The sequence below is a fragment of the Pseudomonas rubra genome (genome assembly GCF_028656935.1).
In the GTDB taxonomy this organism is placed as follows: Bacteria; Pseudomonadota; Gammaproteobacteria; order Pseudomonadales; family Pseudomonadaceae; genus Aquipseudomonas; species Aquipseudomonas rubra.
On sequence record NZ_JAMDGZ010000019.1, the window covers coordinates 109,113 to 124,406 of the forward strand.

The following is a 15,294-nucleotide window of genomic DNA, read 5'->3' on the forward strand; positions in this document are numbered from 1 at the left end:
TTCAGCCTGAAGTTTCTGGCGCCTGGAGCAGGTCGTTGCGAACCGCCGAACCTTGACCGATGACATCCTGGGCCTGACTGCACAAGGTGAGCGGCAGCTTGGCGGCTTTGAAGGTGAAGGTCCGGTCATGGTGGAAGATGCCGTAGCCTTGGTCGTCGTCGCAATCGGTGGTGCCGGGTGGACCGCGTTTGACCCGGTAGCCTTCCAGGTCCGGCGGGTCGATACGCCAGGTGACCTTGATGTCGCCATTGTCCTGCGGCTCGACGGACATGTCCGGCTCCGGTACAGGCGCAGCGGGCAGCAGGTCGACAGCAATGCTCAGACTATTGCCCATCAACGCCAGGGATGGGCGTTGAGCGGCTGAGTCCACACCCAGCAGACAGAGGAAGTGCCAGCCCGGTTGCGGACCGATGACATCCTTGATGCTGGCTTCAATGGAGGCGATTGTGCCGCTGTAACCCACCGGGTTCTCGCATGCCAATGGATCGCGGGTGGTCTTGTAGCGGTAGAAAGGTTTGTCGATGCTGAAGCTGAAGTTCCACGCCGGCAAGGTCTCGCTGCCGTCGGCGTGTGTGGCTATCTTGGTGAGCGGCTTGAATGAATAGGCGTCTTGCTGTTCCAGTTGGAAGCCAGGCAGCAGATGACAGGTGTTCAGGCTCAGGTCGGCGAGCCCGTCTCGGAAGCATCCGAGCAGGCGCCCCACCGGTATTGCATAGTTGAGCGCCGGAGCATCGACAGCTTTTCCATCGTCCAGGGTGCACGGGTTGTTGAGGCCACAAGAGGGCGTGCCGAAACGGGTGTCAGTGGTGGTGTTAAGGACTGCGACGACCTGATTGCTGGAGCGCTCAACGACCGGGCTTCCAGATGCGCCGGAGGCAATACCCTGGCAGTTGTTACTGCGCACATTTCGCCAGACCCAGGGATACTCCACCACACTCGTTGCATTGTTCTGGGTGCAGGCGGCCAGACGCAGGCCTTGCCCCGGGTTGATCGGGTCGCCGAGCACCAGCACTTCGACTCCTGACTGCTGGGTGTTGGCCAGCGTGAGCGGCTTGATACCCTTGGCCATGACTTCCTGCAAGCTGGCGTCCAGCTCCAGCAGGGCCAGGTCCACACCTTGCATGCTGCTCCAGACTCGACGCTTGAGTGGGAATACCTGGCGTTGTTCGAGGGTGTCGACAAAATAGTTGAACGCGATGCTGCCGGTTACCGGCACGTCATGAACGATCACGCCATTGCGTTGATCAACGCAGTGACCGCTGGTGACCACGTAAGCCGGGCCGTCCGAGGGGCTCCAGGGATCACGGCTGTCAATCAGCGAGGCCATGCATTGCAGGTTGTCCGAGAGCCGGCCGATGCCATTCCAGTGTTCGTTCTGACTCTGTGCGTTGTGCAGGGTCAGGGGGGCAGAAGGGCTTGGCAGCCCCTGGCCGTAATCCGTTGCCAGGGTCTGGCATGTAGCAGTTGCCAGGATAGCGCCTAGATAAATAGTGTGAGCTTTGAACATGTCGAGCCTCCGGGGGTGTAGGTGGGATGCACTATTGGCCGGAAGGCGGTGTGGCGAGCGGTACATATATCAGTCGCCCGGAAAGCCTGGACAGCGCCCACAGGCCCCGGCACTCTTGGTGTTGCCAAGGAGCCCGGTACCCTCATGTTCAAGCGTCTTGTCCTGTTGCTGTGCAGTTGTCTGTCGTTCACCAGCCTTGCCCGTGCGAGCGAGCCTGTGGTGCTGCTGACCGAAAATTTTCCGCCCTACAACATGGCCATCAGCGGCAAGAGCTTTGCCCGCGACGATGGCATCAATGGCATTGCCGCCGACCTTGTGCGCGAGATGTTCAAGCGCGCCGGGGTTCCCTACAGCATGACCCTGCGCTTTCCCTGGCAGCGAATCTACGAGCAGGCGTTGCACACTCCCGGCTACGGCGTGTTCGTCATGGCGCGCCAGCCTGAGCGGGAAAAACTGTTCAAGTGGGTCGGGCCGTTGGGGCCCGATGACTGGATTCTGCTGGCCCCGGAGGGTAGCCCGATTACCCTGACCAACCTGCAGGACGCCCGCCGCTACCGCATTGGTGCCTACAAGGGCGATGCGATTGCCGAGTACCTGGCCAAGCAAGGGTTGAACCCGGTGCTGGTGCTACGTGATCGCGACAACGCAAAAAAACTGCTCAAGGGCGAGATTGACCTGTGGGCCAGTGGCGACCCGGCCGGCCGCTACCTGGCCCGGCAGGTGGGTGTGAGCAACCTCAAGACGGTACTGCGCTTTCACGGCGCCGAGCTGTATCTTGCGCTCAACCGAGACGTGCCGGACGAGGTCGTGAACAAGCTGCAGCATGCACTGGAGCAGATGCGCAACGACGGCTTTGTCGAGGCGACCTTCGCCCGTTACCTGTAGAGGCCGTTGTGGCCGTGGCCGGACATGGCGCGATTGCTGCGTTCGGCAATCATCTGGTGAATCTCTATCCATTCGATGCCCTGGGCTTTGAGCTTGGGCAGTTCACGCTCAAGCACCTCCAGGGTCTGTGGATAAGGATGACCGATCAGTACCGCCGTGCCCTGCTTGCGCGCCAGGGCAATGCCCTGTTGTAACTGGCGGGCAATGGCTTCGGTGGTCCGCACATCGTCGAGAAATACATCCCGCGATACGCTGGCGAGGTTGATGTTTTGCGCAGATTTCGCCGCGACCGTGGCGGCGCTGGTGCGGCTATCGACGAAGAACAGGCCGCGTCGTTGCAATTCACCCATCAACCAGGCCATGGCCACAGGCTCGGCGGTCATGCGGCTGCCCATGTGGCTGTTGATGCCAGCGGCGTAGGGCACTTTGGCGAGCGCTGCGTCCAGCCGTCGCGCAAGCTCCGGCAGCGGTGCGCCGGGGTGCCAGGCGTAGGGGCCAGTGGCGGGGTCCATGGGCATGTGCAGGATCACGGTCTTGCCGGCACGGTGCGCCTTGCGGGCGAAGTCGCTGGCATGGGGTGTGTCGGGCATGATGGCCAGGGTCACTGGGCCAGGCAGGGCGAGGGTGCGGGCATCTCGCCCGGGGCTTTGCCCCAGGTCATCGATGATCAGCGTCAGGTAGGCCTTGCCCGCTTGAGCCGGCGCCGCCAGGGCGACGCCGCTCATCAGGTACAACAGGGCCAATAGCAGGTAACGCATTTGCTGGCCTTACTTGCCCTGGGTGATGCTCAGGCCCTTGAGCAGGCTCAGGGCCTGGCTGAGCTGGTAATCATCGTCCTGTGGGCGTGGCTTGGCGCTGCCGCCTTTGCCCGACGGCCGGTCGGCGCCGCCGTTGCCATTACCCAGGTGGCCTTGCAGGTCGGCTTCCTTGAAGTTCTCGCTGTCCTGCTCGGCGGTGATCTTGGCGCGGCGCACCTCGATGTCCGGGACAATGCCCTGGGCCTGGATCGATCGGCCATTAGGGGTGAAGTACAAGGCGGTAGTGATTTTCAGCGCGCGGTCGTTGTTCAGCGGCAGCACGGTCTGCACCGAGCCTTTGCCGAAGCTGTCGGTGCCCATCAGTACGCCGCGTTTCTGGTCTTGCAGGGCGCCGGCGACAATTTCCGAGGCCGAGGCACTGCCGCCGTTGATCAGCACCACCAGTGGCACGCCTTCGCTGGCATCGGCCGGGTCGGCGGAGAAGCGCAGCTCGGAGTTGGCGATGCGGCCCTTGGTGTAGACGATCAGGCCCTTGGTCAGGAAGTGGTCGGCCACTTCCACCGCCGACTGCAATACACCGCCCGGGTTGTTGCGCAGGTCCAGCACCAGGCCGCGCAGCTTCTTGCCGTTGTCCTTGCGCAGTTTGGCCAGGGCCTTGCCGACTTCTTCACCGGTCTTGACCTGGAACTGGGTGATGCGGATGTAGCCGTAGCCGTCTTCGAGCATCTGACTCTTGACGCTCTTGACCTGGATCACCGCACGGGCCAGGGTTACATCAAACGGGTTGCCGCCGTCACGCACCAGGGTCAGGGTGATTTTTTCACCGACCTTGCCGCGCATCTTGTCGACCGCTTCGGTCATGGTCTGGCCGCGAGTCGGCTGACCGTTGATCTTGACGATCAGGTCGCCGGCTTCGATGCCGGCGCGCGAGGCCGGAGTCTCGTCGATCGGCGAGACCACCTTGATGAAACCGTCCTCCATGCCGACTTCGATACCCAGGCCGCCGAACTCGCCACTGGTGCTCTCCTGCAGTTCGAGGAAATCTTCCGGGCCGAGGTAGGCCGAGTGCGGATCAAGGTTGCTGAGCATGCCTTTGATGGCGTTTTCCAGCAGGGTCTTGTCGTCTACCGGTTCGACATAGGCGGCCTTGATGCGGTCCATGACCTCGGCAAAGGTGCGCAGCTCTTCCAGCGGCAGCGGTGCCTTGCTCGACGGTGCCGAGACCGTTGTTGCTGGAATCGCGGCGGGCTTGGCTGGCTCGGCCGCACGGGCCAAGGGCGCGCCAAGGACCATGGCGATGGTCAGGGCCAGCGAGGTGAGGCGAGGCGATTGCAGCATGTCGAACGAACTCCTGATCCTGGTAGCGCTCCGTAGAGCATCGGCGCAGCTTGAAGTTACGCTGCGCCGTCAAATAGGGGGTAGTGCCTATCCCTGGGCACGGCACCATTGTGCAGGGTCGCTGGGGCGGCCCTGCTGGCGGATGGCGAAGTACAGCCCGGAGCTGTCCTGGCCGCCGCTGTTGCCGACGGTGGAGATGGCCTCACCGGCCTTGACCACGTCGCCGGCGCTTTTAAGCAGGCTCTGGTTGTGGCCATACAGGCTCAGGTAACCATTACCATGGTCGAGAATGACCAGAAGTCCAGCGCCGCGCAACCAGTCGGCAAACACCACGCGGCCACCATGCACGGCATGCACCTGGCTGCCCGGCGAGGCGCTGATCATCACCCCGTCCCACTTGGCCCGGGCGTCGCCGCCGCGGGTTTCGCCAAAGCGTGCCAGCAATCGACCATTGACCGGCCATGGAAGTTTTCCCTGTGCGGCAGAAAAAGACCCGCCGAAGGTTTCGCCGTTGCTGGAAACCAGCGGGCCGGGAATCGTCCGAGGCTTCTTCGGTTCGTCTCTGTCGTTGGCGGCCAGGGCTTCGCGCTGGCGTTGTTTTTCCGCTTCTTGAGCGGCGAGCAGGGCCTTCTGCCGTGCCTCTTCGGCTTCACGAGCCTGACGGGCGAGGGTTTCCTCGATGGTCTTGAGTACCTTGCTCAGGTCGGCCTGATCCTGTTCACGGGCCTGCAATTTCTGGTCGCGGGCCTTGACGTCATTGTTGAGCTTGGCTAGCACCTGCGTGCGCTCGGTGCGCACTTTCTCCAGCTCCTGGCGCTGAGTGTCGAGGCTGCCTTGCTGAGCCAGCAACTGGGCTTGCTGCAGGCTGATGTCTTTTTCCACGTTGGCCAATTGGCGCAACGTCTCATTGAAGTTGCGCAACTGTTCCAGGCGCGCCTGGCTCAGGTAATCGTAATAGGTCAGGGTGCGGGCGAATTTTTCCGGGTTCTGCTGGTTGAGCAGCAGCTTGAGGTATTCCTCGCGACCGTTCTGGTAGGCCGAACGGGCCTGGATGGCGATCAGTCGTTGTTGTTCAATGCGGGCGCTCTGGAGTTTTTTTTTCTCGGTATCAAGGCGCTCCAGTTCGCCTTCCGTCTTTTTTAGTTCGTGTTGCAGGGCCTCCACCTGCTTTTCCAGCTTGCCGATGTCGGTTTCGGTCGAGCGCAGGTCTTTCTGCACGCCGGATTTTTCTTCCTGCAGCTTGCCAAGCATCTTTTTCAGCTCGGCAATGTCCTGGCGCGTGGCGTCCAGTTGCTGCTGGGTTTGCGCGCGCTCATCGGCAAAGGCCGGGCTGAGCAGGCAAGACAGGGCGAGTACGATCAGGGCGCGAAACATGGGGTGGGCAGCACCAGGCATAGAGACTGGCCTAGTATGCCCGCCACAGGCTGCAAAAAAAACGCCTCAAGGCATATGCGTTGAGGCGTTTGTCCGGAAAACCGACCGTAATCGACGGTTTATCGATTTCAGGCGTCGATCAGGATCGAGGTGCCGGTCATTTCGGCGGGTTTTTCCAGGCCCAGCAGCTTGAGCATGGTCGGCGCCACGTCGGCCAGTACACCGCCTTCGCGGACCTGTACCTTGCGCTTGCCGACATAGATGAACGGTACCGGCTCGGTGGTGTGCGCGGTGTGCGCCTGGCCGGTGCATTCGTCTTCCATCTGCTCGACGTTGCCGTGGTCGGCGGTGATCAGCGCTTCGCCGCCAACCTTGTCCAGCGCCTCGACGATGCGTCCGACGCACAGATCCAGCGCCTCGACGGCCTTGACTGCGGCCTCGAAAACACCGCTGTGGCCGACCATGTCGCCGTTGGCGTAGTTGACCACGATCACGTCGTAGCGCTGCTGCTCGATGGCCTCGACGATGCGGTCGGTCACTTCCGGTGCGCTCATTTCCGGCTGCAGGTCGTAAGTGGCGACTTTCGGCGACGGGATCAGTATGCGTTCTTCGCCTTCGAACGGCTCTTCACGGCCACCGGAGAAGAAGAAGGTGACGTGGGCGTATTTCTCGGTTTCGGCGATGCGCAGCTGGGTCTTGCCGTTTTTCGCCAGGTATTCGCCGAGCACGTTGTCCAGGCTGCCCGGGGCGAACGCCGCCGGGGCGGGGATTTTTGCCGAGTACTGGGTCAGGCCGATGTAGGCGGCCAGTTTTGGCAGACGTGCCCGTGGGAATTCGTTGAAATCCGGCTCGACGAACACCCGCGACAGCTCACGGGCGCGGTCGGCGCGGAAGTTCATAAAGATCACCGCGTCGCCGTCTTCGACCTTGACCGCTTCGCCAATGCGTGTGGCCTTGACGAATTCGTCGCTCTCACCACGGGCGTAGGCTGCTTCCAGGCCGGCAAGGGCCGTGTCGGCGCTGAATTCGGCGCTGCTGTCGACGATCAGGTTGTAGGCTGCCGATACGCGGTCCCAGCGGTTGTCGCGGTCCATGGCGAAGTAACGGCCGATCAGGCTGCCGATGCGGCCCTTGCCGAGCTTGGCGAAGGCGGCATCGAGCAGTTCGATCGACGACTGCGCGCTTTTCGGTGGGGTGTCACGGCCATCGAGGAAGGCGTGCAGGTAGATGGACTCGGCACCGCGCTTGGCGGCAAGTTCAGCCATGGCTACCAGGTGGTCCTGGTGGCTGTGTACGCCGCCATCGGAAAGCAGGCCGAGGATGTGCACGGCCTTGCCGGCACCGACGGCTTTGTCGACCGCGCCGCACAGTACGGGGTTGTCAAAGAACTCGCCGTCCTTGATAGCCTTGGTCACCCGGGTGAAGTCCTGGTACACCACGCGGCCGGCACCGAGGTTCATGTGGCCGACTTCGGAGTTGCCCATTTGCCCGTCCGGCAGGCCGACATCCATGCCGGACCCGGAGATCAAGCCGTGCGGTTGGGTTGCGCGCAGGCGATCGTAGACAGGCGTGTTGGCCGAATAGATGGCGTTGTATTCGTGGCTTTCGCTGTGACCGAAACCATCCAGGATGATCAGGACCAAGGGTTTTGGCGTGCTCGTCATCAATCCCACACTCACGGTTGTTCAGATGATAAAGACACGCATTTTAGGGCAAATTGGCCACGAATGACGAATTAACCTTGCGGCCCCGGCGGCGCTGGCCGACGGGCTGCAAGACGGCAATGAGAATTACTGGCGATAACCCTGCCCGGCGGGCTTTGGCCGACCTTGGGGGCTGTGTATACTGGCCAACATTTTTAATGGCCTGGAACACCCTCCGATGGTTGCTCACCTGATTGAATTCGCAACAAATCACTATCTGCTGGTCGGTATCTTCGTCGTTCTGCTGGTTTTGCTGATCGTCACCGAAGCACGCAAGGGCGGCCGCAGCCTGAGCACTGGCGAGCTGACTGCGCTGGTCAACGCCGACAAAGGCCTGGTGATCGACATCCGTTCGAGCAAGGACTACGCCGCAGGTCATATCGTTGGCGCCGTGAACATTCCCCAGGACAAAGTCGCCGCGCGCATCGGCGAACTGGAGAAGCACAAGGCCAACAAGACCCTGATCATCGTCGACGCCATGGGCCAGCACGCCGGTACTACCGCTCGCGAACTGCTCAAGGCCGGCTTCACAGCTGCCAAACTGTCGGGCGGTGTGTCGAGCTGGAAGGCCGACAACCTGCCGCTGGTGAAGTGACATGAGCCAGGTCATCGTCTACTCCAGCGATTACTGCCCTTATTGCTCGCGGGCCAAGCACCTGCTCGCCAGCAAAGGCGTGGCCTTCGAAGAGATCAAGGTCGATGGCAAGCCACAACTGCGCGCCGAAATGAGCCAGAAGGCCGGCCGTACTTCGGTGCCGCAGATCTGGGTGGGCTCCACCCACGTCGGCGGTTGCGACGACCTGTATGCCCTGGAGCGCGCCGGCAAGCTCGACGCGCTGCTCAAGGCCTGAATCAGAAACCCGTTAAAGACTCTGGAAAGAAGGATCTGTCATGACTGATCAACAGAACAACGATGCCGCCGCAGCAGCCGACGACAACACTCCGCAATTCTCCCTGCAGCGCATCTATGTGCGCGACCTGTCGTTCGAAGCGCCGAAAAGCCCGGCGATCTTCCGTCAGCAGTGGGAGCCGAGCGTTGCCCTGGACCTGAACACCAAGCAGAAAGGCCTGGAAGGCGACTTCCACGAGGTCGTGCTGACCCTGTCGGTGACCGTGAAGAACGGCGACGAAGTAGCCTTCATCGCTGAAGTGCAACAAGCCGGTATCTTCCTGATCAAGAACCTTGACGCAGCGTCGATGAGCCACACCCTGGGTGCGTTCTGCCCGAACATCCTGTTCCCGTACGCGCGTGAAACGCTGGACAGCCTGGTGACCCGTGGTTCGTTCCCGGCACTGATGCTCTCGCCGGTCAACTTCGACGCCCTGTACGCTCAGGAAATGCAACGCATGCAGGAAGCTGGCGAAGCGCCTTCGCTGCAATAAGCCTGTTGCGATGTATTGAAAAAGCGCCCTCAGGGGCGCTTTTTTCTTGGCTCAGGCAAACCCCTGCTGACGCCACGCTTCATACACTGTCACCGCGACAGTGTTGGACAGGTTCAAGCTGCGGCAGCCCGGACGCATCGGCAGGCGCAGGCGTTGCTCGGCGGGCAGGCTGTCTAGCACGTCGGCAGGCAAGCCGCGGCTTTCCGGGCCGAACAGAAAGGCGTCACCCGGCTGGAAAGCGGTTTCATGGTAAGGGTGCGAGGCTTTCGTGGTGAAGGCGAACACGCGTGGTTGACCCAGGCTTTCCAGGCAGCTGGGCAGGTCTGCGTGGCGCTTGAGCGTGGCATACTCGTGGTAGTCCAGACCGGCCCGGCGCAAGCGCTTGTCGTCCAGTTCGAAGCCGATCGGCTCGATCAGGTGCAGGTGGCAGCCGCTGTTGGCACACAGTCTGATGATGTTGCCGGTATTCGGCGGAATCTCTGGTTGAAAGAGGATGACGTGAAACATGCACGGCTCCGAACATAAAGATGGTGAGCATTCTACTCCTGAACCGGACCCGCGTTCGCAGCTATGGCCGCGCGTGCTGTTTTCCCTGGCGCTGTTCGGCATGCTGGTGGGGCTGATGATCGGTCGTATGACCGCTCCCGAGCCGCGGGTGCTGGAGCAGGTCGAGGTGCTTGAGGCGGGGTTGAACCTGTGGTTCAACGAAGAGCCCAAGCTGCACGGCGAAGAGGTCGAAGGCACCTTGGCGCTGCTGTTCGAGGCCGAGGGCAAGGCTGCGCGCGGGCAGTTGCAGGTGCAGGGCAAGCCGGTGAGCTGGCGGGTGCAGCACAGCGATGGTGGCTTGCTCGTGACCCTGGTTGCGGCCCGCCCCCTGCATGGCGAATGGAGCGGTGCAGAGGAGGATGGACGCTGGCGGGTGCAGGTGAAGCTGCGTGAATAAAAGAGGGGATTCCCCGGCCTGCCTGTACCAAGGCCCCCAAAACTGGAAGTACTGATACTAATGCAGGGGGTGTGCCAGTTTTATTGCAGTACGGAAAATGGCGGGTTTTGAGAGGTTAGCTAGGGTTTCGGGGGGAATTTGTGCCTTGCTGCGGTGCGCAAGGCACAGCATCGGTGCAAAAAGCATCGCGGGGCAAGCCCGCTCCCACAGATTGGGGGCGGGCTGATGCTTAGGCCTCTTCGTCGCCGTCCTCGTCGCCGCCAGCGACCTTCATCCCCAACTCCTTGATCTTGCGCGTCAGGGTGTTGCGTCCCCAGCCCAGCAGTACTGCTGCATCCCGGCGGCGGCCGGCGGTGTGTTTGAGCGCGGTCTCGATCATGATTCGCTCGAAGTTCGGCACGGCACTGTCGAGCAGGCTCGACTGACCGCGGGCCAGGGCCTGGTCGGCCCATTGGCGCAGGGCTTGTTCCCAGTTGGTCACCGGTGCGGCATCTTGCGGCAGGTTGAGCAACTCGGGCGGCAGGTCGCCGATGTGCACTTCACGCCCCGAGGCCATCACCGTGATCCAGCGGCAGGTGTTTTCCAACTGCCGGACGTTGCCCGGCCATGGCAGGTTGCGGATGAATTCTTCGGTTTCCGCCTTGAGCAATTTGGGCTCTACCGCCAACTCCTGGGCAGCGCGGCCGAGGAAGTGCCGGGCCAGGGTCGGGATGTCTTCGCGGCGGTCGGCAAGGCGCGGGATGTGGATGCGGATCACGTTCAGGCGGTGGAACAGGTCTTCGCGGAACTTGCCGGCTTGCACCAGGGTTTCCAGGTTCTGGTGAGTGGCGGCGATGATTCGTACATCGACCTTGACCGGCACATGCCCGCCCACCCGGTAGAACTCGCCATCGGCCAATACCCGCAGCAAGCGGGTCTGGGTGTCGGCCGGCATGTCGCCGATCTCATCGAGAAACAGGGTGCCGCCATCGGCCTGCTCGAAACGGCCGCGGCGCAAGTTGGCGGCGCCGGTGAACGCGCCTTTTTCATGGCCGAACAGCTCCGACTCCATCAGGTCCTTCGGGATAGCCGCCATGTTCAAGGCGATGAACGGCGACGCCGCGCGCGGGCTGTGGCGGTGCAGGGCGTGGGCCACCAGTTCTTTGCCGGTACCAGATTCGCCGTTGATCAGCACGGTGATATTGGAGTGGCTCAAACGACCGATGGCGCGGAACACCTCCTGCATCGCCGGTGCTTCGCCGATGATCTCCGGAGTGCGGGTCAGGCTGGGTGCCACGTCCAGCCCTTGTTGCTCCTGGGCGTGCTGGTTGGCGCGCTTGACCAGCGATACCGCCTCGTCAACATCGAACGGCTTGGGCAGGTACTCGAAAGCGCCGCCCTGATAGGATGCCACCGCGCTGTCCAGGTCGGAGTGGGCGGTCATGATGATCACCGGCAGGCGCGGGTGCTGCTCGCGGATCTGCGCCAGCAGGTCGAGGCCGCTGGCGCCGGGCATGCGGATGTCGGAAATGATCACGTCCGGCTGCTGCCGGGCCAGGCGGCTCATGACCCCGTCGGCGCTGTCGAAGCTCTGGGTGGTCATGCCTTCCTGCTGCAGGGCCTTTTCCAGTACCCAGCGAATGGAGCGATCATCGTCGACGATCCAGACAGTTTCACTTCGGCTCATGAGGCGTTGGCTCCTTGTTCCAGCGGCAGGAAGATCGAGAAGGTGGTGTGGCCAGGGTGACTGTCACATTCGATCAGGCCCTGGTGCTGGCTGATGATGTTCTGGGTAATGGCCAGGCCCAGCCCGGTACCGTCCGGGCGGCCGCTGACCATGGGGTAGAAGATGGTTTCCTGCAGTTCGCCAGGGATGCCGGGGCCGTTGTCGATGATTTCGATGCGGGCCACCAGGCGGTGACGGGTGTGGCCGATAGTGAACTGGCGCATGGCCCGGGTGCGCAGGCTGATGCGGCCCAGGCGCAGCTCGTTCTGGCCGCTGATCGCCTGCATGGCGTTACGCACGATGTTCAGTACCGCCTGGATCATCTGTTCACGGTCGATCAGTACATCCGGCAGGCTCGGGTCATAGTCGCGCACCAGGGTGATCCCGCCCTGGCTTTCGGCCTCGACCAGGCTGCAGACCCGCTCCAGCACCTCATGAATGTTGGTCATGGCTAGCGACGGCAGTTTGTTCGAACCGAGCATGCGATCGACCAGGTTGCGCAGGCGATCGGCCTCTTCGATGATCACATTGGTGTAGTCCTTCAGGCCCTCCTCGGGTAGCTCGCGGGCCAGCAACTGGGCGGCGCCGCGAATGCCGCCCAGCGGGTTCTTGATCTCGTGAGCCAGGCCGCGCACCAGCATCTTGGTGGTTTCCTGCTTGGACAGCTGGGCCTCTTCCTTGGTGATGCGCAGCAGTCGGTCGCGCGGGTGTACTTCCAGCAGTAGCAAGGTCGAGCCTTTGCTGAGGATCGGCGTCACCGCGTAGTCGACGGTCTGGGTCTGCCCGGTCAGCGAGGTCAGCTGGGCTTCACGCTTGGTGAAAGGGTGCGCCTGTTCCACCGCCTGGCGCAGGGAGTTCAACGCCTCGGGCGATTCGGTGAACAGCTCGCTGATGAATTGCCCATGGCTGCGCTGGCCGCTGATGGCCAGGAGCATTTCCGCCGCCGGGTTCATGTACTCGAGGCGCAGCTGGGCGTCGAGCAGGATGGTGGCGGTGGTCAGGTTGTCCAGTAGCAGTCGGTGCAGTGCATCGCTGATGGTCATGGGGCGTCGGTGACCTCTTTTGGCTCATACAACCTCGGCCTGGGCCCAAGTCGCGGTCGCTGGTAATCCGCTGATACGAAGAAAATGCAAAAAGCAAACCAAGGCTCCGAAAAGAAGCGGAATTTCCGGATTAAGACCTGTATTTGCGCGAAAAATACCTACAAAGCCCTGAGGCAGCGCTTTGTGTGAACCAAAATGGGCTGAGTTGCTCAGGTGCAGGCAGATGCGTGCACCAATATAGAGCATAGAGGAAGGATTACAGCGGCGAGCACAAATACGTGGTGGCGCGGATCAGGGCCAGGGAATGCTGCGGGCTTTTATCCAACTGCTCGATGGCGCGGGCGAGGGTCGCCTGGCAGTGTGCCGGGCGGTTGCGGTCAAACTCCGCCAGTTGGCTCAGCAATGTGCGTTGCAGGCGGTCCAGCTGGGGACGCAATTGCGTGTTGAGGTCCAAGCGCTGTGTGCTTGGGGCACTGCCGGTTGCGTGCCATTGTGAAAGGGCGCTGTATTGCAATAGCTTGTTGGCTTCGATCTGGTCGGCAAAGAAGTGGGTTGCCCGTTGCCCATCCACCCCAAAGCGCATGGCTTGCGTCTGGGCATTGGCAATGACTTGTTGCTCGCGCTCAGGCGCAGCTACCGGCTGGCCTGAGTCCCACTTGTGAAGGGCGACTGCTTCGGCGATGTCCAGGCGTTGACTCACGCTATCGAGCAAGCGTGACAGGGCGGTAGGTGGTGCAGGTGTTGTGGCGCAGCCGTGCAAAAGCAAGGTTGACGTCAGCAGCAGGGAAAGCAGCGGTGTGCGCATGGCGAGGGTCCGGAGCGGCAAAACAGCAGTGTGCAGCTTTGCGCTGCTATTACCTGTCGGTCAATGCCCATAAGAATGTCAGAAAAACAAAAGGCCTCCCGAAGGAGGCCTTTGTCACGCTACGCCGCTTGCGCGGGCGTCACTGGATCAGCAGCTGTAGTACAGCTCGTATTCCAGTGGGTGCACGAAGGTGCGCACTTTGATCTCTTCTTCCGATTTCAGCTCGATGTAGGCATCGATGAAGTCGTCGGAGAACACGCCGCCCTTGGTCAGGAACGCGCGGCCCTTGTCCAGCTCTTCCAGGGCCTCTTTCAGGCTGCCGCACACCTGTGGGATTTCTTTCGCCTCTTCAGGCGGCAGGTCGTACAGGTTTTTGTCGGCGGCATCGCCTGGGTGGATCTTGTTCTGGATACCGTCCAGGCCGGCCATCAGCAGCGCGGCAAAGCACAGGTACGGGTTGGCAGCCGGGTCCGGGAAGCGCGCTTCGATACGGCGGGCTTTAGGGCTCGACACGTAAGGAATGCGGATGGAGGCGGAACGGTTGCGAGCCGAGTAGGCCAGCATGACCGGCGCTTCGAAACCTGGCACCAGACGCTTGTAGGAGTTGGTGGCCGGGTTGGTGAAGCCGTTCAGGGCCTTACCGTGCTTGATGATACCGCCGATGAAGTACAGGGCGGTGTCGGACAGGCCGGCATAGCCTTCGCCTGCGAAGGTGTTCTTGCCGTCTTTCCAGATCGACATGTGCACGTGCATGCCCGAGCCGTTGTCGCCGTACAGTGGCTTAGGCATGAAGGTGGCGGTGCGGCCGTAGGCATCGGCAACGTTGTGCACGACGTATTTCAGGGCTTGAACTTCGTCGGCTTTCTTCACCAGGGTGTTGAACTTGACGCCGATTTCGTTCTGACCGGCAGTCGCCACTTCGTGGTGGTGAACTTCGACGATCTGGCCCATTTCTTCCAGTGCATTGCACATGGCAGTACGGATTTCGTGGTCGTGGTCGAACGGCGGAACCGGGAAGTAGCCACCTTTGACGCCCGGACGGTGGCCTTTGTTGCCGCCTTCGACGTCCTGGTCGGACATCCACGAGCCTTGCTCGGAGAAGATTTTGAACATGGAGCCGGAGATGTCGGACTTGAACTTCACTTCGTCGAAGATGAAGAACTCAGGCTCGGGACCTGCATACACGGTGTCACCGATCAGGGTGCTTTTCAGGTGCTCTTCGGCGCGGCGGGCGATGGCACGTGGGTCGCGATCGTAGCCCTGCATGCTGGCAGGGTCGATGATGTCGCAGGTCAGGATCAGGGTCGGCTCTTCGGTGAACGGATCGAGCACGGCAGTGGAGTCATCCGGCATCAGGATCATGTCGGAGGCTTCGATACCTTTCCAGCCGGCGATGGAGGAACCGTCGAACATCTTGCCGGTTTCGAAGAATTCTTCGTCCAGGCCGTCACGGGCAGGCATGGTGACGTGGTGTTGGATGCCCTTGGTGTCAGTGAAGCGCAGATCAATCCATTTAACGTCATGATCTTTGATGAGTTGAACCGACTTCGACATAGTGTCCTCCGGGTGGGGTAGAGCTTGCCTGTGCAGCCCTTTAATTTGGGTGATGCCGGGCGCGAATAGTCGGCCAAGGCAACCTGCCTCACAAGGGAGCAAATTGCATGCCAGTGCCCCGAGTTGGAATGTTTGCCTCAAACCCCAGCGTTTCCGGCCGATTTCGCAAATTTCCGGCTTTTTTCTGCACTCTAAAGATGCGCTAAGCGGGCATAATGCACCATTTTGGCGCACGAAAAACCTTCTGTACAAAAGTTGCTCAAAACGTGAGCGATTTCCGCTATAATCCGCGCCCC

The 15,294-nt window shown here is 61.6% G+C and carries 15 protein-coding genes; 5 read left to right on the plus strand and 10 right to left on the minus strand.

From position 1 onward, the window contains the following. Position 1 precedes the first annotated feature (1 nt). Positions 2-1,507: a S1 family peptidase gene (locus M5G17_RS10020; RefSeq protein ID WP_273892770.1), complete on the minus strand. Its 1,506-nt coding sequence runs from the start codon at positions 1,505-1,507 to the stop codon at positions 2-4. A 144-nt stretch (positions 1,508-1,651) separates the two neighbouring features. On the opposite strand from M5G17_RS10020, the gene M5G17_RS10025 reads away from it, so the two are divergent. Next, on the plus strand, positions 1,652-2,392 hold the full coding sequence (locus M5G17_RS10025; RefSeq protein WP_273892771.1) for a substrate-binding periplasmic protein: 741 nt from the start codon (positions 1,652-1,654) through the stop codon (positions 2,390-2,392). Here M5G17_RS10025 and M5G17_RS10030 read toward each other — a convergent pair. The 4 genes from M5G17_RS10030 to gpmI all read right to left on the minus strand — a co-directional run bounded on the left by M5G17_RS10030 (position 2,383) and on the right by gpmI (position 7,526). After that, a complete protein-coding gene (locus M5G17_RS10030; protein WP_273892772.1) occupies positions 2,383-3,150 on the minus strand; it encodes a divergent polysaccharide deacetylase family protein in 768 nt (255 codons plus the stop codon). The two genes, M5G17_RS10025 and M5G17_RS10030, sit on opposite strands and share 10 nt — an antisense overlap. A gap of 9 nt (positions 3,151-3,159) precedes the next feature. After that, the gene (locus M5G17_RS10035) at positions 3,160-4,488 is read right to left on the minus strand and encodes a S41 family peptidase (protein ID WP_273892773.1); all 1,329 of its coding nucleotides are present in this window, start codon (positions 4,486-4,488) and stop codon (positions 3,160-3,162) included. A gap of 87 nt (positions 4,489-4,575) precedes the next feature. Then, positions 4,576-5,862 carry a murein hydrolase activator EnvC family protein gene (locus M5G17_RS10040; RefSeq protein WP_273892774.1) on the minus strand — a complete coding sequence of 429 codons (1,287 nt, stop codon included), beginning with the start codon at positions 5,860-5,862 and terminating at the stop codon, positions 4,576-4,578. A 128-nt stretch (positions 5,863-5,990) separates the two neighbouring features. Continuing rightward, the gene (gpmI, locus tag M5G17_RS10045) at positions 5,991-7,526 is read right to left on the minus strand and encodes a 2,3-bisphosphoglycerate-independent phosphoglycerate mutase (RefSeq protein WP_273892775.1); all 1,536 of its coding nucleotides are present in this window, start codon (positions 7,524-7,526) and stop codon (positions 5,991-5,993) included. Positions 7,527-7,743: 217 nt separating this feature from the next. On the opposite strand from gpmI, the gene M5G17_RS10050 reads away from it, so the two are divergent. The 3 genes from M5G17_RS10050 to secB are packed head-to-tail and all read left to right on the plus strand — an operon-like array spanning position 7,744 to position 8,948. After that, the gene (locus tag M5G17_RS10050; protein ID WP_010222286.1) at positions 7,744-8,160 is read left to right on the plus strand and encodes a rhodanese-like domain-containing protein; all 417 of its coding nucleotides are present in this window, start codon (positions 7,744-7,746) and stop codon (positions 8,158-8,160) included. 1 nt (position 8,161) lies between these two features. Continuing rightward, positions 8,162-8,416 carry a glutaredoxin 3 gene (gene grxC, locus M5G17_RS10055; RefSeq protein ID WP_130262580.1) on the plus strand — a complete coding sequence of 85 codons (255 nt, stop codon included), beginning with the start codon at positions 8,162-8,164 and terminating at the stop codon, positions 8,414-8,416. Between the two features lie 40 nt (positions 8,417-8,456). After that, positions 8,457-8,948: a protein-export chaperone SecB gene (secB, locus tag M5G17_RS10060; RefSeq protein ID WP_130262582.1), complete on the plus strand. Its 492-nt coding sequence runs from the start codon at positions 8,457-8,459 to the stop codon at positions 8,946-8,948. Between the two features lie 51 nt (positions 8,949-8,999). Here secB and M5G17_RS10065 read toward each other — a convergent pair whose 3' ends face one another. Beyond that, complete coding sequence (locus tag M5G17_RS10065) at positions 9,000-9,455, minus strand: tRNA (cytidine(34)-2'-O)-methyltransferase (RefSeq protein ID WP_273892776.1); 456 nt, start codon at positions 9,453-9,455, stop codon at positions 9,000-9,002. Here M5G17_RS10065 and M5G17_RS10070 point away from each other — a divergent pair. Continuing rightward, positions 9,454-9,891, plus strand: coding sequence for a hypothetical protein (locus M5G17_RS10070; RefSeq protein ID WP_273892777.1), 438 nt, complete (start codon positions 9,454-9,456; stop codon positions 9,889-9,891). The genes M5G17_RS10065 and M5G17_RS10070 overlap by 2 nt on opposite strands. Positions 9,892-10,120: 229 nt before the next feature. Here the strand turns inward: M5G17_RS10070 and ntrC are convergent, their stop codons facing one another. The 4 genes from ntrC to glnA form a co-directional block, all read right to left on the minus strand. Beyond that, entirely contained in the window at positions 10,121-11,557 is a 1,437-nt protein-coding gene (gene ntrC, locus M5G17_RS10075; protein WP_273892778.1) for a nitrogen regulation protein NR(I), read from the minus strand. Next, on the minus strand, positions 11,554-12,639 hold the full coding sequence (gene glnL, locus M5G17_RS10080; protein ID WP_273892779.1) for a nitrogen regulation protein NR(II): 1,086 nt from the start codon (positions 12,637-12,639) through the stop codon (positions 11,554-11,556). Before glnL ends, ntrC begins: the two co-directional genes overlap by 4 nt. 256 nt (positions 12,640-12,895) lie before the next feature. Next, positions 12,896-13,444: a chorismate mutase gene (locus M5G17_RS10085; RefSeq protein ID WP_273892780.1), complete on the minus strand. Its 549-nt coding sequence runs from the start codon at positions 13,442-13,444 to the stop codon at positions 12,896-12,898. A gap of 147 nt (positions 13,445-13,591) precedes the next feature. Further along, entirely contained in the window at positions 13,592-14,998 is a 1,407-nt protein-coding gene (gene glnA / locus M5G17_RS10090; RefSeq protein ID WP_273892781.1) for a type I glutamate--ammonia ligase, read from the minus strand. Positions 14,999-15,294: the final 296 nt, after the last annotated feature.

Excerpts from the sequence above, each read along its gene's own strand:
- M5G17_RS10085 (WP_273892780.1), bottom strand. The coding sequence starts at position 13,444 with ATGCGCACACCGCTGCTTTCCCTGCTGCTGACGTCAACCTTGCTTTTG.
- secB (WP_130262582.1), top strand. The coding sequence starts at position 8,457 with ATGACTGATCAACAGAACAACGATGCCGCCGCAGCAGCCGACGACAAC.
- gpmI (WP_273892775.1), bottom strand. The coding sequence starts at position 7,526 with ATGACGAGCACGCCAAAACCCTTGGTCCTGATCATCCTGGATGGTTTC.
- M5G17_RS10065 (WP_273892776.1), bottom strand. The coding sequence starts at position 9,455 with ATGTTTCACGTCATCCTCTTTCAACCAGAGATTCCGCCGAATACCGGC.
- M5G17_RS10040 (WP_273892774.1), bottom strand. The coding sequence starts at position 5,862 with ATGTTTCGCGCCCTGATCGTACTCGCCCTGTCTTGCCTGCTCAGCCCG.
- glnL (WP_273892779.1), bottom strand. The coding sequence starts at position 12,639 with ATGACCATCAGCGATGCACTGCACCGACTGCTACTGGACAACCTGACC.
- M5G17_RS10050 (WP_010222286.1), top strand. The coding sequence starts at position 7,744 with ATGGTTGCTCACCTGATTGAATTCGCAACAAATCACTATCTGCTGGTC.
- M5G17_RS10020 (WP_273892770.1), bottom strand. The coding sequence starts at position 1,507 with ATGTTCAAAGCTCACACTATTTATCTAGGCGCTATCCTGGCAACTGCT.
- glnA (WP_273892781.1), bottom strand. The coding sequence starts at position 14,998 with ATGTCGAAGTCGGTTCAACTCATCAAAGATCATGACGTTAAATGGATT.
- M5G17_RS10035 (WP_273892773.1), bottom strand. The coding sequence starts at position 4,488 with ATGCTGCAATCGCCTCGCCTCACCTCGCTGGCCCTGACCATCGCCATG.
- ntrC (WP_273892778.1), bottom strand. The coding sequence starts at position 11,557 with ATGAGCCGAAGTGAAACTGTCTGGATCGTCGACGATGATCGCTCCATT.
- M5G17_RS10070 (WP_273892777.1), top strand. The coding sequence starts at position 9,454 with ATGCACGGCTCCGAACATAAAGATGGTGAGCATTCTACTCCTGAACCG.
- grxC (WP_130262580.1), top strand. The coding sequence starts at position 8,162 with ATGAGCCAGGTCATCGTCTACTCCAGCGATTACTGCCCTTATTGCTCG.
- M5G17_RS10030 (WP_273892772.1), bottom strand. The coding sequence starts at position 3,150 with ATGCGTTACCTGCTATTGGCCCTGTTGTACCTGATGAGCGGCGTCGCC.
- M5G17_RS10025 (WP_273892771.1), top strand. The coding sequence starts at position 1,652 with ATGTTCAAGCGTCTTGTCCTGTTGCTGTGCAGTTGTCTGTCGTTCACC.